Origin of the sequence: Streptomyces sp. NPDC101191 (genome assembly GCF_044767915.1) — a bacterium.
Lineage (GTDB): Bacteria > Actinomycetota > Actinomycetes > Streptomycetales > Streptomycetaceae > Streptomyces.
The window spans coordinates 870792-893440 of sequence record NZ_JBIWOU010000002.1; the positions used below are offsets into that span (position 1 = coordinate 870792).

A 22649-nucleotide genomic window follows, 5' to 3' on the forward strand; every position below is an offset into this window, starting at 1 on the left:
CCTGAGATGACCGACCACACCACCGACCTGGCGACGCAGGCGTTCACCGCCCACCGGAACCTGCTGTTCACCGTCGCCTACGAGATGCTCGGCTCGGCGGCCGACGCCGAGGACGTACTTCAGGAAACCTGGCTGCGCTGGGCCACCGTGGACCTCGGACGGGTGAGCGACCGGCGGGCCTACCTGGTGCGGATCACGACGCGCCAGGCACTCAACCGGCTGCGCACCGTGAAGCGACGCCGCGAGTCCTACGTCGGCCAGTGGCTGCCCGAGCCGCTGATCACCTCGTCGGACGTGACCGAGGACCTCGAACTCGCCGAGAGCATGTCGATGGCGATGATGCTCGTCCTGGAAAGCCTCGCTCCGACCGAGCGGGCGGTGTTCGTGCTGCGCGAGGTCTTCGAGGTCGGCTACGACGAGATCGCGGAGGCCGTCGACAAGAGCCCCGAAGCGGTCCGCCAGATCGCGCACCGCGCCCGCAAGCACGTCCAAGCCCGCCGCCCCCGCACCACGGCATCGCCCAGCGAGGCCCAGGCAGCACTGGAGTCGTTCCGGCGCGCCATCGAGACCGGCAACCCCCAGGACCTCCTGGATGTCCTCGCCCCCGACGTCGTACTGCTCAGCGACGGCGGCGGCCTCAAGAAGGCGGCCCTGCACCCGGTCGTCGGCGCCCAGAAGATCGTCCGCTTCTACCTCGGCGGCACGGCCAAGCTCCAGGCCGCCGTCGCCTGGGTACCCACCGTCGTCAACGGCAGCCCCGCGCTCGCCGCCTACCTGGACGGCGCACTCGACGGCGTCATGGCCGTCCGCGTCGAGAACACCCGCATCACCGGCCTCTACTTCGTCCGCAACCCCGAAAAGCTCACCCATCTCGACTCCGAGACCCCGCTCACCCGCTAGGGGCCGAACACCCCGGCGCCCCGCCGACCGCAGCACAGGCCCCGGCGCCTGTACGCGGACCGGCGCTGCGACTTCGCCAAGTACCGCCGCCTGCTGCGGAAGCGCGGCATTGAACCGCGCCCGACGCTGCGTCGCCCACCTTCCACGGGCAGAAGCCTCGGGCCGGCGGCTCCACTTCTCGCCTTCCGATACGCGGCCCGCTCGCTGAGCTTCCACCGGGATCCGGCGGGCCATGGGGAGCAGAGAAAGCAGGGATCGCCCTGATGCGACAGCCGTGGCCCCCCGACAGTGGGTGAGTGACCACAGCGGGGCTGGAACCTCGGGGCCCAGCTCGATCGGGAGGCCGGTCGCACCAGCCGGCTGGGGGCTATTCCTCCGCGGTGACGTCGGTGATGACCGCACCGCAGTGGCCCTCGATGACCGAGTCGAATCGAAGGTGAGAGATGCGGCTCTGAGCGGTGAAGGTATAGGTCGCCACTCTCCAGTTCGGGTTGGCCTTGTCGGGCGTGCCGGCGTTGATCAACCGCTCTGAATCCGGGCCCGCTCCGGAGACGGTGAAGCGCAGGCTCTTGGTCGTGTCACAGCCCGTCCACGTCTCCGTTCCGTAACGGAAAGTGACGGAGATGGCGCGTCCGGGAGTGGTCGGAAGAGCCTGGGAGATGCCTCCCATGCTGCTTCCGTTGAGGCTGACCGCCTGGGAGGCGGAGCCGGTCTTCGCCCACTCCGCGGACTCCACGTCCACCGTCCCGGTAACGGTCCACCCGGGGATGGTGGAACCCCCCGGGCCCACGCCCAGGTAGCCGCTCGCGAGCTGCGGCTGGTTGAACGAGGGGTTGGTCAGCGGCAGGTACTGGTGGTCGGGTGCGGCGTGAGCGGGAACCGCAGCGGTCGCTGTGAAGGCCGACGCAGCCGCGGCTGCGATGAGCCCGTGCTTGATGGTCTGGATGGACGGCATCAGTGTCTCTCCGTTCCCCCAGCTGTTCATCGCCACGATGGCGGCGCTGGGCACGTTCTGGGTGAGGCGGACGTATCCTTGCCACGTCGTCACCCTCCGTGAACGCGACAGGTCACGCTGTCATCCGAAAGAAGGCCTACCGCAAACGGTGCAGTCACCCGCCACCGTCTCCCCGCCCTCCACGTCTCCGCCTCCGCGGCTTCACCCCACCGCAGCCCCTCCTTCATCACCGGCTGAGTGATCACTTCGCAGCCGAGCCGGTGGGCCTGGGCTCAGTAGGCCGTTCCGTCGGCGTGCCGACCGGGCGAGCTGGTCAGCGAGCTGATGGTGTTGTGCTTGGCCCAGCCGCCGGTCGCCGAGCCGTCGGGGCTTCGGTTGATGGACACGCCGTCGGAGTTGGCCTGGCTTGAGGTATAGGTCATCGACTGGACCGTGGCTCCGGTCGGATCCCGAAGGATGACCTGGTCGCCGCCGTTGGACAGGTTGAGGTCGCCGGTGCTGGCTCCTACTGCCGTGATGCCGGCGGGGATCGCGGAGCTCGCGCCGAAGACGGTGATGGCCTTGCCGGGCTGCAGCGTCGTGCCGGCCGCGAACGTGTGCCGTACCGCCGAGCCGTCCCGGATCGTCCAGCCGGAGATGTCGGCTGCCGTGCCGCCGGTATTGACGATCTCTACGGCCTCGCCGGCGGTGCTGCTGCCGGGTTCGTTGGCCAGCACCTCGTTGACGATGACGTTGGCGTGTCCGCCGCCGCCGCCGGCGGTGACGGTGACGTTCTGGGTCGTGGTGCGGGTGGCACCCCCGTTGTCCGTCACGGTCAGCGAGACCGGGTAGGTGCCGGCCGATGCATAGGTCACGGTCGGGTTGGTCGCCGTGGAGGTCTGGCCGTTGCCGAAGTCCCAGCTGCGGCTGACGACGGCGCCGTCGGGATCGGTGCTGCCGTCGGTGAAGGTGCAGGTGAGAGCCGCACAGGAGTGGGTGTACGAGGCCGTGGGCTGCTGGTTCGAGCCGCCGCCACCGCCGATGACGAAGTTGTAGCGGGCCAGCACCGGGTAGTGGTCGCTGGTAGTCGTCGCGTAGTTCGGGATGTAGGGCTGGGGCTGGAAGGCGGTCGACGAGCCGGCGACGTACTTGGCCTGCACCTCGTTGGTGGTGAGCTGGTGGTCGATGAAGTCCGGGTAGCCCGCCGTCGACGACACGCCCGCCAGCGACAAGGCCCGCGTCGGGAACGTGTAGCGCGCCGCGTCGTTCACGAAGTTGGCGTACGGCGACGCCTTCCCGGACGTGATGGAGGTGTCGACGTCGTCGTTCCAGTCACCGACGACGAAGACGTTCTGCGTGGGGTAGGTCGTGTCGAGATAGGACTTGAGGGCCTGCGACGCGGGGTTGCGCAGGTTCCATGCATCCTGGGCGGAACCGGACTTCGCGTGCAGGACGATGAAGACGAGGTCACGGGTGACACCGTCGAACGTGCCGCGCAACGTGAACTCCACCGGCGGGCGGCCGGCGAAGTTGCTGTTCTGTTCGGTCAGAATCACCTTCGCGCTCACCAGGGTGGCCATGCTGGAGCGCCAGACGAGGGCGACCTTCTGCTCGGTGTTGCCGAAGTCCGAGTAGTACTGCGCGCCGTTCGTCACGATCGGGTCGTTGGCCACCACCCCGGTGTACCCGGGCATGCCGGCCACGAGGGTGTCGAACGCCGAGGTGCTGACGACCTCGGAGAGGCCCCACACGTCCATGTCGGCGCCCGCCATGACCTCGCGGACGTTCTGCTGCTGCAGCGCCTCGTCGGTCGGGCCGAAGTCCGGCGCCCCGAACCACTCGACGTTCCAGTTGCCGACGTCGAGCTGCGTCGGCGATCCCTGCGACGGGATCGCGGGGGCGGCGTTGGCCACGGGGGCGGTGGTGAGCATTGCCAGCGACGTGGCGGCGGCCAGGCAGGCGATGCCGAGCGCGGCGGTGCGGCGGGGGCGTCTGGCAGGTATCGGACGGGACGACATGAAGGTGCCTTTCGCGAGCGGTTGGGGACGGTTCGCGGAGCACCGCACCGGGGCCTGTGGGGGGACACGCCGTGGCGGCAGGGCAGTTCTATGCGGGCCGGATTGCGCGCGGGGGACCGGAGGGTTTCCTCCGGATGTCACTTCTACGCGCGTTGCACAGTGTGCACCGGGCGCGGGTGGGGCGCCATATCTCCGACAAGGAGCTTCTGTGAGGCGCCCCGCGGCCGGCACCGGGACCCACCCCCGAGGTCTTCGCCGCCCCCGAGGCCGCGACCCGACTCACGACGTGCGCCGCCGAAGCGGCGCGCCGCTACCGTCGGTGCCGATGACGTGAGCTGGCAGCCTCCGATTCAGTCGTTGAAGCCCCCGGCTCCTCCGTGAGAACCAGCGCTTCTGATCTCTGTGCTGGTCGAGTGCTGACGGGCACCCGTGGGACGCAGTTCGCGTTCGAGGGCGGACAGGGCGAACGCGTGGGCGGAGGTGTGCTGCCAGCGGGAGCGTCCGAACATCACGTCTTCGGAGAGCCCGCTCAGCATGGCCACGGCCCGGATGGTGAACTCGGGGATGTCCACGTCGGCGAAGTGCCCCCGCTCCCGGCCCTCACGAAGGATGGCTTCCAGGCGCTCGTCCCAGCCGTCCAGCAGCTCGGTGAGGATCTGCCGGCCTGCCGCGTCGTGGCGCTGGGCCAGTACCTGCGTCCACAGCGCGTAGCGCTCGTCGCCTTGATCGGTGGGCAGGTAGAAGCGGACGAACAGGTCCAGCTTCTCGGCAGGAGACGCGGCCTGGTCGGCGGCCTGCTGGAACCGGGTCCAGAGGTCCTCCTGGCTCCACGCGAGGACTTCGAGCAGGAGCCGGTCCTTCTTGCCGAAGTGGTAGAGGATGTGCCCGGTGCTCATGCCGGCCCGCGCGGCGATGTCCGACATCCGCAGGGCCGCCGTGCCCTTCTCGGCGATGACGCTGATGGCGGCCCGCATCGCCCGCCCCCGCGCGTCGTCCCCGCTGGGCTGACGCTTCCTCTCGATCGGGACCCGTGCCGCGGGCGGCGAGGCGGCGCCGGCCTCCGCGCCCGCCGACCCGATCACGCCCTTCGACGGGGAGAGGCGGTCGGGGAGCGCGGGCCCGGTCTCTGACGTCGGCATGAGCTCACTTTCGGTTCCGATGATCCGGGTCACCAGTCTAGGTTCCGAGAATCTAGACCGTTAGTCTAGACTGAAAATCTAGTCAGTGCGATGGGGTGTGTGACGGCCTGCTGTGGGCAGGTCGCCCCGACGGCCAGCGGCCCGCCTGCCCTACTCACCAGCCAGGAGACACCCACATGACGCGCGGATTCGATGTCGTGGAGACCTGTATCGCCGACCTGCGGACAGCGCTGGAGAAGGGCGAGACGACCGCCGTCGGCCTGCTCGACGCCTACCTCGCGCGGATCGACGCGTACGACCGGCCCGGCACGGCCACCGCCCTGAACGCGATGGTCGTCATGAACCCGCACGCCCGCGCGGAAGCGGAGGCCTCCGACGCCCGCCGCGCCCGCGGCGAGACGCTGGGCCCGCTGGACGGCATCCCGTACACCGCCAAGGACAGCTACCTCGCCGAAGGGCTCACGGCCGCGTCCGGTTCCCCGGCGTTCGAGCACCTCGTCGCCCAGCGCGACGCCTTCGCCATCGAGCGGCTGCGCGCGGGCGGCGCGGTCCTCATCGGCCTGACCAACATGCCGCCGATGGCGAACGGCGGCATGCAGCGTGGCGTGTACGGCCGCGCCGAGAGCCCGTACAGCGCGGACTGGCTCACCAGCGCCTACGGCTCCGGCTCCTCCAACGGCTCCGGCACGGCGACGGCGGCGTGCTTCGGCGCGTTCGGCCTCGGCGAGGAGACCTGGTCCTCGGGCCGTGCCCCCGCCTCGAACAACGCCCTGTGCGCCTACACCCCCAGCCGCGGCGTGATCTCGGTCCGCGGCAACTGGCCCCTCGTACCCACCATGGACGTCGTCGTCCCGCACACCCGCACCATGGCCGACCTGCTCGAACTGCTCGACGTCATCGTCGCCGACGACCCGGACACGCGCGGGGACCTGTGGCGTGCCCAGCCGTGGGTGCCGCTGCCCTCCCCGTCGCAGGTCCGCCCCGCCTCCTACCCGGCCCTCGCACCCGCCGACGCCGAGGCCGCGTCCGACGCACTCGCCGGCAAGCGCGTCGGCGTGCCCCGGATGTACATCAACGCGGACCCGGCCGCCGGAACGAACCCCGACGGGGGCATCGGCGGCCAGACCGGGCAGCGCATCGACACGCGCCCCTCCGTGATCGCGCTGTGGGAAGCCGCGCGCCACGACCTGGAGGCGGCCGGCGCCGAGGTGGTCGAGGTCGACTTCCCCGTGGTGTCCAACTACGAGTCCGACCGCCCCGGCGCGCCCTCGCTGCTCACCCGCGGACTGGTCAGCCGCGAGTACCTCACCTTCGAGATCGAGGACCTGTCCGCCTGGGCCTGGGACGACTTCCTGCGCGCCAACGGCGACCCGGCGCTCTCCACCCTGGCCGACGTCGACGGCACCCGCATATGGCCCAAGCAGGAGGGCGAACTGCCCGACCGCTACGAAGGCTTCGACGACACCATCGGCGACTACCCCCGCCTCGTGCGGGAGCGCCCGTACGCGTCCCTCACCGACATGCCGCACCTCGAGCAGGGGCTGCGCGGGCTGGAGGAGACGCGCCGCGTCGACCTGGAGCTGTGGATGGACGAATCGGGCCTGGACGCGGTGCTCTTCCCCGCGGTCGCCGACGTGGGCCCCGCGGACATGGACGTCAACGTGGCGTCCGCCGACCTCGGCTGGCGCAACGGCGTCTGGGTCGCGAACGGCAACCTGGTCCCCCGCCACCTCGGCATCCCGACCGTGACCGTGCCCATGGGCACCATGACGGACACCGGCATGCCCGTCGGACTGACCTTCGCGGGCCGCGCCTACGACGACAACGCCCTGCTCGCCCTCGCCGCGGCATTCGAGAAGACCGGCGACCGGCGCACCGCACCGCCGCGCACGCCGCGGCTGTCCGCAGAGTGACCTGACGGAGGCCTGCGGGCGGACGCGGCAGCCGGCGGAGGAAGCGGTCCGCCGGCGGAGCTGTGCCGCACCTCCGCCCGGCGCGACGAGGAGAAGCGGGCGAGCCGGTGAGCCGTGTCGCCCGCCTCGGCCAGCCGGTGAGCCGTGGCGCCCGCCTCAGGCCGAGCTGACGCCGCTACGGGCCAGGGCGAACACCCCGACGACGATCAGCGCGATGCCCGCGAGCTGGGGAAGCAGCCACCAGCCGGTCCGGAGGTGCTCCCCGTAGAGCAGCACGCCGAGGGTCAGGCTCACCGTGGCGTCGCCGAGGGTGAGGGCGGGCTGCGAGGCGACGAGCGGTCCGCCCTGCATGGCGTGCTCGAGCAGCAGCACGGCCGCGACTCCGGCGACGCAGAAGGCGTAGGTCTGCCAGGACGTCAGGAAGGCGCCGAGACCGCCGTCTCCGAGGATGTGCATGGACGTCTTCATCAGGGCGGCGGTCAGCGCGTAGCAGATCGCGGTCGCGGCGCCGAGGCAGCCCGCGCGCGCCCGGCCCGGCGGCCGGCGCAGCCCGGCCGCCGCGAGGACCACCACGGCGACGGCGCAGGCGACGAGCGCCGGCACCCAGCGGTCCAGCTCGACACGGGTACGGTTCCCGGAGGGCGAGGCGGCCAGCAGTGCCGCGCCGAGCCCGCACACCACGGCGGCGACGGCCGCCCACAGCCACCCGGACAGGCGCTCGCGGGCCAGTACGGAGGCGATCAGCAGGGCGAGCGGCAGTTCCAGCACGAACAGCGGTTGCACGAGGGACAGCGCACCCGTCGCCAGGGCCGCGGCCTGCCCCACCCCCGCGACGATCACGGCGAGGATCCCGGCGAGCCACACCGGACGCCGCACCAGGTCCAGGATCAGCCCGGGCCGGAAGGAGTCCGACCGGGGCACGGTCAGCGCGGCACGCCGCTGGAGGACGGTGGCCAGCGCATTGCTGAACGCGGCACACATGGCGAAGAGAACCGGCAGGACGACGCCCATACCGGCACATTCTCCGCGAACCGCCACCCATCGAACGACGACACCAGGGTGGTGTCGCGCTCTCGTGTCCCGGGCGACCTCCACCGGTCACACCGAGCGGCTCGCTGGACGCGGGCCCGGGCGGGACCCCCTGGCGGCCGTGCTCAGAGGCCGCCGTCCAGGAACGCCCGGAACTCGGTGCTCGACATCGGCCCGCTGCCGTGCGCCACCGCCTGGCCGTCCTTCAGCAGGGCGTACGACGGCGCTCCGGTGATCCCGTAGCGCTCGGTCGCGGCCGGGCAGCGGGTGATGTCGGCACGGACGACCGTGAGGCGGCCCGCGTACTCGTCGGCGATGCCGCCCACGACGAGGTCCGTGGCCCGGCAGGGCTCGATCGCCTTGGGCCATGTCCCGATGAAGTACGCGAGGACCGGCGCGTCGCTCATCCTGAGGATGAAATCGAACTCCGCGTCCTCACGGGGTTGGTGCACCCGCTTCACCATGGAAGATCCCGACCTCGCGTTCCGTCATTGCGTCATTCGGTCCCCATCATCCCTCACGCGGTGCTGCAGAACGTCCGGCGGCGGCTCGGCGCCGGTCCGCGAAACACGTGACGGAGGAGGCGCTGCCACGGAAGGCGGGGCCAGAAGATCGACAACCAGGGGCCGGAGATGCACGAAGGGTGCCTGCCCGGAAGATCCGGGCAGGCACCCTCGAGGGTGTCTCAGCTCATACGGCAGGTGTCACCGGCCGGCGGCTCCCTCACCACCAGGCCCTGCTTCACCGGCGCCCTTCCTCTCCAGCTCCTCGGCTCGCGCTTCCAGCACTGCCGCGATGTCGTCCCAGTCGGGACCGAAGTTGTAGAGGTCGGCGCCCGCTTCACGCAGGAGATCCGGGTCGTCGGGACGCTGCAGGCAGGCGAGGCGGTACGACAGGTTGCGTGCCCAGGGGGGCAGCGCCATCCAGTCGGCCTCGATCACCGTGTTCAGCATCGCCAGGATCTCGCCGGCGTCCGCGAACGTCACGCACTCGACGAATCGCCTCTCGGCTTCGCGAATGGTGTCGGCGTCACCTCGTGAAATGGCCTCGACCATCTCGTCTGCCAGCACCGTGAGCCTAGACACTTCTCATCCTCAGTTGTTGTGCCAGTAGGTCGCCACACGCATCACGCCGTCGTGTGCGGTGTACCCGATCCGATAGCCGACGTCGTAGCCGCGCACCATCACACTACGTGTGAGTTCCTTGGTTCCCTTGCCGAGGGCGGGAATCGTTCCCCCCTCGTTTCGGAAGGCATGGACGTCGTTGACGATAGCCTGCTCGATCTCGTCCGGTGTCAGGTCCGTGTCCCGCTCCAGGGAGTTCTCCTGAGGAGTGCCCTCCTTGTGCGGTCGGTAGTAGCCGTGGCCCGTGTTGAACTGCCACTGCTCACCGTTGGAGGTCTCCGCCGTACGACGGAGATCCCTGCCCGACTTTCCGTTGTCGCTGTAGGACCCGAGGGTGCAGTTGTGGACCAGCAGCGGCGTGGTCCCCGCCAGCACGTAGTACGTGTGGGTGTTGGAGACCGTCAGGTTGTGGACCGTCGCGCCCGGGGCCGTCCAGCGCTTGATCGCGCTCACCTGGACGTGCGTGCCCGAGCTCGTCCGGAGCCACTGGCCCGCCTTCAGGCCGGTGGCGTCGACCCACTCACCCAGTTCGGGGACCCAGAACGGGTGGGCATCGGTCGCCGTGACCTGGGCCGTCTTCGACCCCGCGCTGCCGTCGGTGTCGATGGTGACGGTGACCAGGTTCTTGAGACCGTGGCCCTTGATCGCGGCGGTGACCGTCTCGATCCGGGTCTCCCCGGTCTTCGGGTCGGTCGCGACGACCTTGTCGCCGGCCTTGACCTTCTCGATCCGCTTGGTCGAGCCGTCGGCCATCTTCACCTTCGTGCCGGGCACGAAGCTGTTGTTGACGGGGCAGGAGCCGCTGCCTTCCTCGACCTTGCCGGAGCCTCCGCTTCCGCTGGATCCGCCCTTGCCACGGGAGGAACCGCCGGAGGAGCCGCCGGGCTTGCTCAGGTTGGCCTTGCCACCGCCGCCCTTGCCGCCGCCCTTGCCACCTGCGTGAGAGGAGGCCTTGGGCGCGGCCTTGGCCTGCGCCTTCTTCTGGACCGGGTTACCGGTCTTCTTCTTCGCGGCAGCAGCTCTGTCGGCCGTTCTCTTCGCCTGCTCGGCGGCCTTCTTCTTGGCTCTTTGGGCGGCTTCCTTCTTCGCCTTCTCGATGGCCAGCTTCTTGGCCCGTAGCGCGGCTGCCTCGGCGGCCTTGGCCGCCTTCAGGACGGCCTCGGCCGCCCGCTTGGCCGCCTTGAACGCCTGGATGGCGTCGATGGTGCGGTTGATCGCCTTCAGGACCGACGGGATCTTGCCCAGCTTCGTCCACGGAATGGCGTCCAGGATGATGCTGCCGCACGACCACATGTCACCGCCGAAGCAGGCCATGGCGTCGTTGATGCCGATGAAGTCCTTCAGGGTCTCCCACGCGACCGCGAGGATCACCGAGGTGAGGGATTTGCCCTGCATCGCCTCGGCCTGCGCGACCTGCGCGGCGGACAGACCCGCGCCCGCGAGGGCCGCCGCCCGCTCGGAAGCGGTCAGGCTGATGGACAGACCCGTCGGGTCGGCCATCGTCACCGGGTTGTTGTGGGCGTACGCGTACCCGTTGGACTGCAGGACGTCGTCCAGGTCCAGGATCGGGTCGGCCGACAGGAAGCGCCCGACCAGCGGGTCGTAGAGACGGGCGCCCAGCGGCAGGAATCCGGAGGCGTCGTCCCTGGTCTTCCCCAGGTATCCGCGGTGGGTCTGGAGGTTCTGACCCACCGTGTCGGCGCCGCGCTGGTTGCCGAACGGGTCCTGCTTGCGCACCCGGACCGGCATGCCGCTGTAGAGGGCGACCTCCGCGTAGACACTGCCCTGGTGGTCCATCGCCAGGGCGACCAGGGCATCGCCGCCGGTGCCGTTGGCGTAGCGCAGTACAGCCCCACCGGGGGCGGAGTAGGTGCGCTCGCTGCGGACCAGGACGCCGCCCTGCTGAACGGTGACCTGGGACTCGCCCAGGTCCAGCGTGGCCTGCTTGCCCTGGATGGTCAGCAGACGCTCACCGTCCGCGCCGTAGACGTGGCGGGTGTCGTTCTGTGCCAGCCACTGCTGGGCGGCCTGGGCCGCGTCACAGGTGCCGAGCACGATCGCGGTGCCGTTCACGTTCGCCGCGCCCTGCACCGCGAGGCACAGGCCGGAGGCGACATGGGTCAGCTGACCCGAGGCGTTGCGCTTGAGCTGCTGCGCTGCGGAACCGTTGCACTTCTGCAGCTGGGCGGCCGAACCCGCCGTGTTGGCGGCAGGCTGGACGCACCAGGTGTCGTACACCTCGAGCGTGCCGAGGTTGGCGTCCGCCTGACCCGGTGCCGGGTCGAAGTGCCACGCCTGTGCCACGGTGCCGTTGCAGCCGTACAGCTGGATCGCGTTGCCCGCTGCCGCCAGACCGGACTTGAGGTCGATGCACTTCTGGCCGAGACCCACGTACGGGGTCCTGCCGTTCGAGCCCTGACCGTTGATCCGGTCGACCTTGCCGTCGTAAGTCCAGGTCAGATCCTGCTTGTCACCGTTCTGGATCGAGGTGACGGACTTGGTCTCGCCGGTCAGCTCGTAGACGCGCTGCGCCTCAGCGGTCACCTGGGCGCCGGCGGGGGTGGTGTACTTCTTCGCCACCTTGGTCAGCGTGTGAGGCTGGTCCTTGGCGACGCCCTTGCCGTACTCGTAGGTGCTGACGGCGTCCTTGTTGACGTCGCCGGTGAGGTCCTTCTCGGTCAGCTTGGTGCGGTTGCCGAGGAGGTCGTACTCGTACTCCTGCCAGTAGCCGGAGCCGTCCTGCCCCGAGGCGACGTTCAGGGTGCCGTCGGTGTTCTTCGGGGTGGTGCAGGTCGCCTGGTCCTTGGAGGTCCAGGCCGACTTCAGCTGGCCCAGCGGGTCATAGGCGAAGCACTGGCGCTCCTCGATCCCGACGGACTTCTCCTGGATCGAGGTGACGTTGCCGGCCGGGTCGTAGGTGTACCCACGGTTCGAGACCAGGTTCCCGCCCACGAGGCTGGCGGTGTTCTGCTCCCGGTAGACCGACTGCTCCTTGAGCTCACCGCTGCCTTCGTCGAACGAGCTCTGCGTCCACACCCGGTAGGGCTGCGTGCCGAGCGTCGAACGGAGGACCTGGCCGTACGGCGAGTAGACGGTCTCCGAGCTGTACCAGTCCTTGCCGGAGATGGAGAGCGGCTTGCCGTCCTTGTTGTACCGGACGACCATCCTCTCGGCCGCCAGCTTTCCGACCGCGGGAAGCTGTGCCTCGTCGAGCTGGCCCGTGTCCGAATACGTGTAGCCGTACGTGTAGTCCTTGGCGAAGCCCCATGTGTCGACGAGCGACTGCGGGAGCGACAGGGTCGTCGAGGTCGGCTGGTAGTCCTTCGTGTAGCCGTTGACCTTCTGGGTGTACGGCAGACCGTCCGTGTAGCGCGTGGCGGTCGCGGGCATGCCCTTGCCGCCGGGGACGGTGTCGTACGTGAAGTCGGCCAGCAGGGTGCCGCCGGCGTCGTTCAGACGCTGCTGAGTCGGGCGCGACAGTTCGTCGTAGCCGTTCCACACCTTGACTCCGCGCGCGTTCAGCGTGCTCTGCACGCGTCCGCGGGCGTCGTACTCCGTGCGCGTGGTGCCCGTGTCAGGGTCCGTCGCGGTCTCCGTGCGACCGAGGTGGTCGTACGTCCACGACCAGGGGTGCGTCGGATCGGCGGAGTTGGTCGCCTTCACCATCTGGCCCCGCGTGTCGTACTGGTACGACATCGACGTGTAGCCCTTGGGCGCGGCCGGATTGAAGGTGTCCACGCGTGCGGTGCGCCCCAGCGCGTCGGTGTAGACGCGGTAGGAGGAGACGCCCGCGGGGTTGACGACCTTGGACCAGTCCTGGCCGTACTCGTAGCGGATGGCCCGCTCCGGGTACGCCTTCGAGGACGTCTCCTTGGTGACAGGGTCCACGTACTTCATGTACGGGGTCTCCTGCACGACGCGGCCGAGACCGTCGTAGGTGTAGCGGGTGATGTTGGGGATCGCGGTGTCGGCGAGCGGGGTGAAGAGCTCGCCGGGCTGGGCTTCCCTGGTCAGGTAGGCGTTGTTGGTCTGCCACACCTCACCGGAGCTGTTGTAGAGGGTGTCCGTGACGAGGTAGCCGGCGCCGTTGTCGGCCTCTTCCATCGACTGGCGCTCACGGCCGAGACCGTCGTAGAGCGTCACCGAGGTCTCGACCCGGTCCTCGTAGCCACGCGCGTACGTGGTGACGAACGGAGGCTTGCGGATCTTGAGCGACGAGTCGTTCGGGTCCGTCTCCTCGGCGGGGATGGTGTACTCGGCCCGGAAGTCCGGAACGGCACCCGCGGCCGGGGTACGGCCGGGCGCCCACGCCTCGGCGAGACGACCCAGCGGGTCGAACTTCGCCTCGCTCACCAGTCCGTTGGCGTCGGTGGTCCTGAGCGTGGTCGCACGCCCCGGCTCGAGCTCCTGCACCTGCGAGTGTCCGAGCGAGTTGCTCTCGGTGACCTTGAAGACCTGGCCGGCGGGCGGGTCGAAGGCGACCGTGGAGGTCTTCTGATCGGGGTTGGTCTGCCGGACGACACGGCCGATGGCGTCGAAGCCGGTCGTGCCGTTGGTCTGGAAGCCGGTGCCGTCTCCCTTCAGCGACCACGATTCCGTGGCGAGGCCACGCGACGTGTCGGCGAGGGCCGCACCGTAGGTGCCGCCGTCGTACGCCGTGCGGTTGGCCCCGGTCAGGGTCGTGAGGTCGGTCCAGTTCGCGTTCGCGCAGGTCGTCGGCGAGACGAGGACCTGCTTCGAGAGGCCGATGAGGTTCTTGGTGGTGTGGTGCACGTACTCGGACTTGGTGCAGGACTCGTCACCGGTCCGCCCCGTGTCGCCCAGCGACTCCACCAGGGTCGGCAGGCCGTACGTCGACTCGTAGGTCGTCTTCGTCCGGACCTCGCGGACCGTGCGCGGGTCGTCCTCGTTCGTGCCCGAGGACTTCGTGTACGCGATCTCCTCGGGCTCCGTGACGCGCCAGGCCTTCAGCGGGTCCAGGCCGTCGTCGCGGTTGCGCCGGGCCAGTTCGGTGGCCTCGGGGATCGTGGTGCTCCGGGTCAGCCAGTCGGTGTCGGCGTCCGTCGCGTTCGTGTAGCTGAGTTCCTCGGAGACGCGGCCGGCGAAGGCCTCACGGTCGTAGACCGTCGAGCCGTCCGACGCCTTGATCACGTTGCCGTGGACGTCCTTGACCGGGACGGTGTCGCCCATGCCGCGGAAGTAGCGGGTGACGGCCTTGGACTGCTTGCTGCCGATCGCCGGGTCCTCGACACCCGTGATGACGGTGGTCTGCTCGGCGCCGGCGAACTGCGACCACGTCCGGGTCGACTTCTTGGTGAACTCGGCGTCGGCGAACTTCCAGGCCGGGTTCTTGTACTCGTACGCCGTCTTGGTCGCGTACGCGCCGTCGACGTTCGGGAGCTCCTCGATCGACTGGACCACGTACTTGTGGAACCAGTCGATGTCCTCGACCTCGGGGTCCGGGTTCCAGAACGACGGGTAGCAGAACTCGCTGTTCGCCTTGAGGCCGGCCTTGTCCGTCTTCAGCGGCAGACCGGCGCCCGAGAGGCACTTGCCGGTGATCGGCTTGTACGTGACGACGGTCTCGCCGCCGTACTCGTTGATGACACGCGCGATGCGCAGCCGGGAGAAGCCCGGGCGCTGCGGGTTGACCGCCTTCACGCGGTTCGGCATGTCCTCGCTGTTGGACTCGAAGCGGACCGGGTTCAGCGAGACGCTCGCGTCGGTGGAGCCGTTGCGGGCGTAGCCGGTGCGCTGGATGGACTCCAGCCACAGTGCCGTGTTCGGGCCGGTCTTCAGCTCCGCGAAGGACTGCTTGAGCTGGTACTCGTCGACGACCTGGCGGGCGGTGGTGTCGGTCCGGCGCTGCGCCGAGGTCGTGATCTTGTCGAGGCGCTTGCGGGTCCAGAAGGTCGGGCCGGCGTTCCAGCACTTCTTGCCGGACTCGCAGCGCAGGTCGGCCGGGGTGTCGAACCAGGGCCGGTACTGGCCGGGGTCCTTCGACTTGAAGTTGTCGTCGGTGCAGGTGACCGAGCCGACGGTGTAGCAGCGCTCCGCGACGGTGAAGCCGATGCGGGCCGGGGCCGTGGCGCTGAAGATGTTGTCCTTGCGCTGGCCGTAATAGATGTGCGACAGGTATCCGTCGCGGTCGTAGACGACCGGAGCCTTGAAGTTGAAGTTCCGGGCGTAGTAGTTCTGGTCCTTCTTCCACCACAGCGACATGGCGTTGCCGTGGACGTCCTCGACGTAGTCGAGGCCCCAGCGCCAGCCCTGGGTGCAGAAGGAGTTCTTCCAGTCGTTGGTGGTCGAGCCCTTGTAGCAGTCCTCGCCCGGGTGGTTGCCGTAGACCGGGACCGTCAGGACGGAGTCCGTGGTCGGGTCGTCGGCGGCGGTGCCGTTGTCGGACCAGTTCGGGAGCTTGTTCAGACCGAAGTGGTAGCGGGTGCCGTCCTTGGTGGTGACGACCCAGTACTCACCGTCCTTGGCGCCGTTGCCGGTGGCCTGGCCGGTGATCCGCTCGACCTTCGAGCCGTCGCCGTTGGCCGTGAACCACTTGCCCTTCGCCTCGTCCCAGACCAGCTCGGTGGTCGTGCCGCCGAGGGAGAGCGTGGCGTTGTCCGAGCCCCAGCACAGGTCCGCGGTCTTGTGCGTGGAGTTGTTGGAGCCGGCCTTCTTCGAGTCCTGACGGCAGTTGACGTACGTACGCGTGATCGAGCCCGCGTTGTAGTCCCAGCCGTCACCGATCCACGAAGCCTGGTTGTTCGACGACGAGGTACGGCCGTCGACCGACTGCGAGGAGTAGGACAGGTTGACCTTCGGCATGAGACCGCCGGCGGTCTCCGGGGTCTGCACCTGGTACGAGTACGTGAACGCACCGGACGAGGAGCCGGAGGACCAGGAGCCGGAGGACAGCAGCGGCGAGGCCGTGAAGTCGCCCTGTACCGAGGAGCCGGTGTCGAGCATGCCGACCGCCGAGCCGCCCGCCGCGTTCGCGACCGGCTGCACGCCGTCACGGTACGAGGCCTTCGTCGGCGTGGCCGTGAAGCCCTCGCCCAGCAGGCTCGCCACCGGCACGGTGCCGGTGATGATCTTGCGGGTCGCGGAGTTCTTCGCCGCGGTCGTCCTGGTCGGCGCGTCCTTCGCGGGCACCGTCTCGACGGTGGAGCTCAGGCGCTCGAACTTGTCCGTGTCGTCCTTGCCGGACATCGGGGTCGCCCCCGCGTCGTCGGCGCAGTCGCCCGTGGTCGGCGACGAGTAGACGCACTCGGGCAGCAGCACCAGACCGAAGCGGTCGGCGGCCTGCGGCCCGTAGAGGTCGGCGAACCCGGTGGTGTCGACCGTCAGCGCGACCTCGGCGGCCGGGTCGACCGTCGTCGGCGGGGTCACCTTCATGACCAGACCGGAGACACCCGCGTCCTGCGAGGTGGTCGGCGGCGCGAGGTCGACCTTCCAGTCACCGGCGACGGCGGCCGGATCGGCTCCCTCGGGCACACCGAGGGCGATCGGCAGACCGTTGGTGACGGGGACGGTGGTGCCCGGCGTGGTGCTCGCCGACAGCGTCGCGTTACCCGTGCCCGACGTCCACGCGGCGGTGGCCTTCGGGTCGTAGTTGTCGACCGGGACCTCGGGCGCCGTGCTCAGCGTCTTCTGCGCCTCGGCGTCACCGTCGAGTTCGGTGCTCTTGGGGATGTCCGGGAGGTCGACCGTGGTGGTCTGCTCCTCGCGGTTCATGCCCGGGCCCGGGATGGCGAGCGCCTGCCCGCCGAGGCTCGTCACGGTCAGTGTCGAGGACAACAAAAGGACGGTGGCCGTGCGGCTTCGCCGCCGGCGCCGTCGTTGTGACTCCGTCATGGCTGGGCGTCCCCGCCCCAGCCATGACAGCGGACCTGAAGCACGCATGCGCGTCGACTCCCACCCTGGCAATTCAGACATCGTGTGAGGTGCGGAAACACCAAAAAGCACACGCCTCGATCAGGCGCGTGCGTGCGTACTTTGTTTCATGAGCAGCAAAAAGAGCAAGGTCGGCGGTTTCCGGTTGCGCACGTGCGAAGTGAAGTGGGTCACGCCCAGTTCGCCGCAGACGATCACCGGTGCTGATCTTTGCGATACATAAGTCAAACCGGACATCGACTGCTGCGAAGTACCCCAAATCCCCGCAAGGGGGGCCCGGGTGACGAGAGGTCAAGCCCTTCTCTACAGCGAGTAACGGTCTTATAAAATTCTCATGTGTGGACGCCCTGTGACGACTGTGTGATCGTGTGTCCGCTCTCTGCCCCGCGGCCTGCCGTCTGGGGCTGGTTGTGCTGTCCTCCATCCATCTGGTTCACACGGGAGTAGACCGCCGTGTCCGCGCCGCCTTATCTCAGCCCCTTCGTGCGCACGCGCACGCGGCTGTCCTTGACCATCGGCCTCGTACTGGCCGCCCTCACCGCTGCCCTTTTGCCCTGGTGGCAGCCCGATTCCGCGCCCGTGACGGCCGGTGGCAAGGCCACCGAAGCCAAGCAGGCCTCGACCGGCCCCAAGGACGAGGCCGCCGCAAGGGCCGAGGCCGTTCGCACGGGCAAGAAGGTCCTCGTCGACACGGCCACCACGGCCACCTCCCTGACCTGGGCCCTGCCCAACGGGCAGATGCGTTCGCAGACGCACGCGCTTCCCCAGCGGGCGAAGAACGCCGCCGGCAAGTGGGCACCCGTCGACAACAAGCTCACGCGCTCCGCCAAGGCGCCCCGCGGGCTCGGCGTTTCGCCCGCGAACGCCGTGTACCCGGTGCGCTTCGCCAGCGGCACCGAGCAGGCGTCCCGTGCGGACCGTTCGTTCGCCCGCGCCGAGACTCCGGGTCAGTCGCTGCTCGCCGAGGTGGAGTTCGGTGGGCACACCATCGCCTACACCTGGCCCGGCGCCCTGCCCGAGCCGGTGCTCGACGGCCCGCGTGCCCTCTACTCCGAGGTCCTGCCCGGCGTCGACCTGCTGCTCGTCGCGCGCGAGGAGGGCGGCTTCGCCCAGGTCCTCGTCGTGAAGACGCCGGAAGCGGCGAAGCAGGAGGCACTCAAGTCCGTCTCGTACGGGCTGCGCTCCGCCACCGCGACCTTCCAGCACGACACCAAGGCCAACCGCGTCCTGGTGCTCGACAAGGCCGGCAAGGAGATCGGGTCCATCCCGACCCCGTTCGCCTGGGACTCCAGCGGCCGTGACCCCGAGCTGCCCGAAGGCACCGTCGCCCGCACGGCGACCGCCACGTCGGCCGACGTGCTCAAGCTGTCGGGTCTGACCGGTATCGAGCCGGGTGCCAAGTCCGCACAGCTGCCCGTCGAGCTGGAGGGTGACAAGACCGGGACGGCCCGCCTCGCGCTGAACGTCGCGGCCACCAAGCTCCTCGACGACAAGCAGGTGAAGTTCCCGCTCTTCGTCGACCCGACGATGAACTCCGGCTGGCAGTCCTGGACGACGGCGTACCGCCCGTACCCGAACTCCAGCTTCTACAACGGCACCAACTTCTCCTCCGGCACCTCCGACGCCCGCGTGGGCTACGAGTCGGACACCGGCGGTCTAGGCCGTTCGTTCTGGCGCATGAACTTCGACCCCAAGATGAAGGGCGCCACCGTCACCTCGGCGGCCTTCAAGGTCCTGAACAACCACTCCTGGTCCTGCACCACACGTGAGTTCAAGTTCTACCTGACCGGCGGCATCTCCACCGGTACGACGTGGAACGCGCAGCCGTCCTGGACCACGCACCTGCAGTCGAAGTCCTTCGCGCACGGCTGGTCCTCGACCTCCTGCCCGGACGACTACGAGACGTTCAACAACTCCGCCGTCGTCTCCGCCGCGCAGCAGGCCGCCACCGGCGGCTGGTCCAACATCACCTTCGGCATGCGTGCGACCAGCGAGTCGGACACGCAGACCTGGCGCAAGTTCCGCGCCACCTCCGCCACGCTGGAGGTGGACTACAACCGTCCGCCGAACGAGCCCACCAGCGGCACCTCCACCCCGGGTGGCGCCTGTGTGCTCGGCCCGGGCGCCGGTGTCACGGTCGGCAAGACCAACATCGTCCTCAAGGCCTACGCCTCGGACGGCGACGGGAACCTCAAGGGCCTGCGCTTCAAGTTCTGGAAGGCCGGCACGACCGTCCCGGCCGGCACCCTGGTGACCAACCTCTCCTCCGGGTGGGCCTCGACGACGATCGCGTCGACCACCCTCGAGGACAAGGCCACCTATTACTGGGCCGTACGTGCCGAGGACGCCGTCGGCGCCGTCTCCTCCTACTTCCCGGCCAACACCGCGGAGAACTGTGCCCTCACCGTCGACGGTTCGGCCCCGCCGCCGCCCACCGTCGACGAGGACACCACCCCGTTCAAGCGCGCCACCTCCGACGGCGCCACCTGGGCGAGCGTGAAGTTCGGCGAAACCGGCAACCTCTCCATCACCTCGCCCGGGGCCGCGAAGTTCCGCTGGGGCTGGGAGGGCATGTCCTACACGGACGTCGCCGCGGTCAACGGCGCCCTGACCCTCACGGGTCTCAAGCCGCCGCACGCCGGCCCGAACTGGATGCACCTGTTCGCCCTGGACGCCGCCGGAAACGTCAGCGCCCGCACCGACTACGCCACCTACATCCCGCCCCGCGACTCCGCGGACGGCCCCGGTGACGTCGGCGGCGACGGGATCGCCGACCTGATGATCATCGATGCCAACGGCAACCTGTTCTCCTACCCGGGCAGCCCGGGCGGAGAACTCTACGGCGGCCTGATCGGCTCCTACACCAAGGGCGCCGACGGCAAGGCGGTCCTCGCGCCGAAGACCCCGTGGTGGAACGGCACCAAGGCCGCGCTGATCTCCCACTACCAGGACGTCTACCCCGGCGACGGCACGACCGACCTGTTCGCGGTCGACCCCGACGGCACGTTCTACCTCTACCCGGGCGACGGCTACGGCACCTTCAACGTCGACGACCGCCTGAAGGTCCGCCTTCCCTCCAACGCCCCGGCACCGTCGACGTGGACCGAGATGAAGGCCGTCGGCGACATCACCGGTGACAAGCTCACCGACGTCGCCGTCACCACCGGCACCCAGTTCTGGATCCTCTCCGGCTACACCGGGGCCAGCTTCCAGACCGCCACGCTCATGGAGGGCACCGCCTGGGGCCCCCGCGACATCGTCAACATCGCGGACATCGACCTGGACGGCGCCCCCGACCTGCTGTGGCGGAGCCTGGACTCCGGCACCATCTACATCCGCCACGGCAAGCCGGGCCCGGTCGCCGGCAGTGTCGACCTGAACTCCATCAAGGTCGCCGCGAACTCCCGTGAGGGCGTGGACACGTCGTACGGCAGCAACTGGACGACCACCAACATCACGGCGGTCATCGGCATCCCGGACGTCAACGGCGACAAGATCCCCGACCTCTGGGTCCGCTACGGCAGCGACGGGACGATGAAGGTCTACTACCCGTCCGCCACCAACACGAATGCGGCTGCCAAGACAGTCCTGTCGTCCAACTGGGCGGCCATCAAGTCCTTCGGGTGATCCCGGAGGATCCAGGACGGTCCGACCGTTTCCGCAGGGTGAGCCCCCGGCGCCGCGAGGCGCCGGGGGCTCACCCCTTTCCCGCGGCCCGGCCCCCGCGCCCGGTGTCAGTCACGTGACGTGGCCGGCGGCCGCCTCGCGGTGGTGGCCCCCCTCAGCCCACGTCGAGCGCGTTGCGCAGGCCCAGGCGGTAGCGCAGGCGGTCGTGGCGTTTGAGGCCCTCCAGTTCCGGGGCGCGGAAGAGGGGCTGTACGGTGCAGCGCGCTGCGGGCGAGTCCGTTCGGTCGAGGAGGGCGTTGACGGCCTGGCGGGCGGAGGCGTTGGCGCCCTCCATCGTGGCCAGGTCGATGTCGACGGCGACGTAGTCGCCGGCCAGGAAGAGGTTGGGGATCCTGGTGGCGGCCTTCGGGCGGTTGTGGAACGTGCCGACCGGGTGCACGAGGAGCTGGTCCTCGTTGGTGGGGTTCGGGGTGCCGAGGCCGTCGACGCCCGGGTCGAGGAACCAGGAGTGCAGCGCGCTGTCCTTCAGGACCGTGCGGCCCGTGTCGTTGAACGCGGCCTTCAGCTGCGCCCACACCTCCCGGGCGACCTCGGTGCGGGTGCACTGCTTGGCCGTCTTGCCGTAGAGGATGCCGGGCCGGTCCCATTCCGAGATGTCCACGGAGAGGCAGTCGACGGCGGCTCCGTCGCCGTAGTCGGCGGAGAAGTCGCGGGACGGCCAGTGGCGCGCCTGCTGGATCGCCGTCAGGGACCAGGGGGAGTCGATGCAGTTGGCGTGGCCGGCGAGCAGCGGCGCGTGTTCGGTGAGGTAGAACTGGATGCCGGTCATCCAGTCCGTCTCCAGCCGGTCGCACCGTGCCAGCTGCGGGTCCGCCGCCCGGAGCGCCGCACCCCAGGTCCGCCGGGCGTGCTCGACCGGCATCGCGGAGACGTAGTGGTCGGCGGTCACCGTGCGGCGGACCCCTTGCGGATCCTCGGCGACGACCGCGCCGATCCGCCCCGATGCGGAGTCGTAGGCGAGCTCCCGCACGGTCCAGCCGATCCGGAACTCCACACCGAGGCCGGTCAGATGAGCTGCCCAGGGGTCGATCCAGGCCTCGTTGGTGGGCAGGTTCAGGATCCGGTCGAGGGGCCCGTCGGCGCCACGCCCCAGGGCGTTGAAGGCGAAGGCCTCCAGGAGGGTGGCGACGGTACGGGTGCTGGCCTCCTCGGCCTTGGTGGCGACGATGTTGCGGGTCAGCCCGACGGCCAGGATGCGCTGGTAGTCGTAGCTCATCCGGTCGGCCCGCAGGAACTCCCACCAGGGCGTCCGCTCCCATGTGTCGTCGCGGCGCTCGTCGCAGCTGGTGAGGAAGACGAGGAAGCGGTCGACGAAGTACGCGGCCTCGTGGAGCGGGATGGAGCGGGCGGTGTCGAGGAGGGCGGTCAGCGCGCGGCGGATCTCGTCGAGGGTGAGTTCGGCGGGCCGGTGACCGGGCCACGGGAGCGGGATGCGCAGGTCCTCGCGGCCGGTGCGGGCGAACGACATCTCGGCGGGGGCGACGAGGTTGTCCCAGACGCCGTTGGCGTTCCCGGGGAAGGGGATGCGCCGCATCGTGTCGGGGAGGTTGTGGTAGATGCCGGGGATGAACCGGAAGCCGTGCTCGGCGGGGAGCGGGCGCCGGCTGCCGCGCGCGCTGTCCGGTACGTCCATGGAGCGGGCCTTGCCGCCCAGGGCCCGGCGCTCGTAGACGGTGACGCGGAAGCCGCGTTCGGCCAGTTCGTGGGCGGCGGTCAGGCCGGCGACCCCACCGCCGAGCACCGCCACGGACGGCGCCGAGGCCGACTCCCCGGCCGGCTCCGCGGCGACGGCCGGTACGGCGCCGAGGGCGACCGTCCCGACGGCGACCGCTCCGGTCGCGGCGGCCGCGCCCGCCACGAAGGTGCGCCGTGAGCTGCCCGTACGGTCCATGCCCCAACCCCTTTACCGGCGGTAACCCGATGTCCGACGCAGGAGCATAGGGCCCCTCCCCCGGAACCCGGAAGGTGAGTGCGGGCCCCCGTCGCACATGGCGCGATCCGGTCCCCCGTCCGCT

The 22649-nt window shown here is 69.7% G+C and carries 11 protein-coding genes and 1 pseudogene; 4 read left to right on the plus strand and 8 right to left on the minus strand.

Features of this window, described 5'->3' with window-relative positions:
- The first annotated feature begins 6 nt into the window (after nt 1–6).
- Together ACIRQF_RS10855 and ACIRQF_RS10860 are read left to right on the plus strand one after the other, a co-directional pair.
- The gene (locus tag ACIRQF_RS10855; RefSeq protein WP_404090871.1) at nt 7–900 is read left to right on the plus strand and encodes an RNA polymerase sigma-70 factor; all 894 of its coding nucleotides are present in this window, start codon (nt 7–9) and stop codon (nt 898–900) included.
- 24 nt (nt 901–924) lie between these two features.
- A pseudogene (locus tag ACIRQF_RS10860) lies at nt 925–1062 on the plus strand (IS5/IS1182 family transposase); the annotation flags it as partial.
- A 205-nt stretch (nt 1063–1267) separates the two neighbouring features.
- Here the strand turns inward: ACIRQF_RS10860 and ACIRQF_RS10865 are convergent.
- From ACIRQF_RS10865 to ACIRQF_RS10875, 3 genes are all read right to left on the minus strand, one after another.
- A complete protein-coding gene (locus tag ACIRQF_RS10865; RefSeq protein WP_404090874.1) occupies nt 1268–1948 on the minus strand; it encodes a DUF642 domain-containing protein in 681 nt (226 codons plus the stop codon).
- Between the two features lie 179 nt (nt 1949–2127).
- Nucleotides 2128–3852, minus strand: coding sequence for a lamin tail domain-containing protein (locus ACIRQF_RS10870; protein WP_404090876.1), 1725 nt, complete (start codon nt 3850–3852; stop codon nt 2128–2130).
- 350 nt (nt 3853–4202) lie between these two features.
- Nucleotides 4203–4991, minus strand: a complete 789-nt coding sequence (locus ACIRQF_RS10875; protein ID WP_404090879.1) for a TetR/AcrR family transcriptional regulator — start codon at nt 4989–4991, stop codon at nt 4203–4205.
- Nucleotides 4992–5167: 176 nt separating this feature from the next.
- Between ACIRQF_RS10875 and ACIRQF_RS10880 the strand changes: the two genes are divergently transcribed.
- The gene (locus tag ACIRQF_RS10880; protein WP_404090881.1) at nt 5168–6904 is read left to right on the plus strand and encodes an amidase; all 1737 of its coding nucleotides are present in this window, start codon (nt 5168–5170) and stop codon (nt 6902–6904) included.
- A 156-nt stretch (nt 6905–7060) separates the two neighbouring features.
- Here ACIRQF_RS10880 and ACIRQF_RS10885 read toward each other — a convergent pair whose 3' ends face one another.
- The 4 genes from ACIRQF_RS10885 to ACIRQF_RS10900 form a co-directional block, all read right to left on the minus strand.
- A complete protein-coding gene (locus ACIRQF_RS10885) occupies nt 7061–7915 on the minus strand; it encodes a DMT family transporter (RefSeq protein ID WP_376636328.1) in 855 nt (284 codons plus the stop codon).
- Between the two features lie 143 nt (nt 7916–8058).
- On the minus strand, nt 8059–8397 hold the full coding sequence (locus ACIRQF_RS10890) for a thioredoxin family protein (RefSeq protein ID WP_404090884.1): 339 nt from the start codon (nt 8395–8397) through the stop codon (nt 8059–8061).
- Nucleotides 8398–8637: 240 nt separating this feature from the next.
- Complete coding sequence (locus ACIRQF_RS10895) at nt 8638–9003, minus strand: hypothetical protein (protein WP_404090887.1); 366 nt, start codon at nt 9001–9003, stop codon at nt 8638–8640.
- A 24-nt stretch (nt 9004–9027) separates the two neighbouring features.
- Nucleotides 9028–16788 (minus strand): polymorphic toxin-type HINT domain-containing protein, encoded by a 7761-nt coding sequence (locus ACIRQF_RS10900; RefSeq protein WP_404091774.1) that lies wholly within the window; start codon nt 16786–16788, stop codon nt 9028–9030.
- Nucleotides 16789–17400: 612 nt separating this feature from the next.
- Between ACIRQF_RS10900 and ACIRQF_RS10905 the strand changes: the two genes are divergently transcribed.
- Nucleotides 17401–20574, plus strand: a complete 3174-nt coding sequence (locus ACIRQF_RS10905; RefSeq protein WP_404090889.1) for a hypothetical protein — start codon at nt 17401–17403, stop codon at nt 20572–20574.
- 154 nt (nt 20575–20728) lie between these two features.
- On the opposite strand, the gene ACIRQF_RS10910 is transcribed toward ACIRQF_RS10905, so the two are convergent.
- A complete protein-coding gene (locus tag ACIRQF_RS10910) occupies nt 20729–22525 on the minus strand; it encodes an FAD-dependent oxidoreductase (RefSeq protein ID WP_404090892.1) in 1797 nt (598 codons plus the stop codon).
- Nucleotides 22526–22649 lie beyond the last annotated feature (124 nt).

Excerpts from the sequence above, each read along its gene's own strand:
- ACIRQF_RS10890 (WP_404090884.1), bottom strand. The coding sequence starts at position 8,397 with ATGGTGAAGCGGGTGCACCAACCCCGTGAGGACGCGGAGTTCGATTTC.
- ACIRQF_RS10900 (WP_404091774.1), bottom strand. The coding sequence starts at position 16,788 with ATGAACCGCGAGGAGCAGACCACCACGGTCGACCTCCCGGACATCCCC.
- ACIRQF_RS10870 (WP_404090876.1), bottom strand. The coding sequence starts at position 3,852 with ATGTCGTCCCGTCCGATACCTGCCAGACGCCCCCGCCGCACCGCCGCG.
- ACIRQF_RS10875 (WP_404090879.1), bottom strand. The coding sequence starts at position 4,991 with ATGCCGACGTCAGAGACCGGGCCCGCGCTCCCCGACCGCCTCTCCCCG.
- ACIRQF_RS10885 (WP_376636328.1), bottom strand. The coding sequence starts at position 7,915 with ATGGGCGTCGTCCTGCCGGTTCTCTTCGCCATGTGTGCCGCGTTCAGC.
- ACIRQF_RS10910 (WP_404090892.1), bottom strand. The coding sequence starts at position 22,525 with ATGGACCGTACGGGCAGCTCACGGCGCACCTTCGTGGCGGGCGCGGCC.
- ACIRQF_RS10880 (WP_404090881.1), top strand. The coding sequence starts at position 5,168 with ATGACGCGCGGATTCGATGTCGTGGAGACCTGTATCGCCGACCTGCGG.
- ACIRQF_RS10855 (WP_404090871.1), top strand. The coding sequence starts at position 7 with ATGACCGACCACACCACCGACCTGGCGACGCAGGCGTTCACCGCCCAC.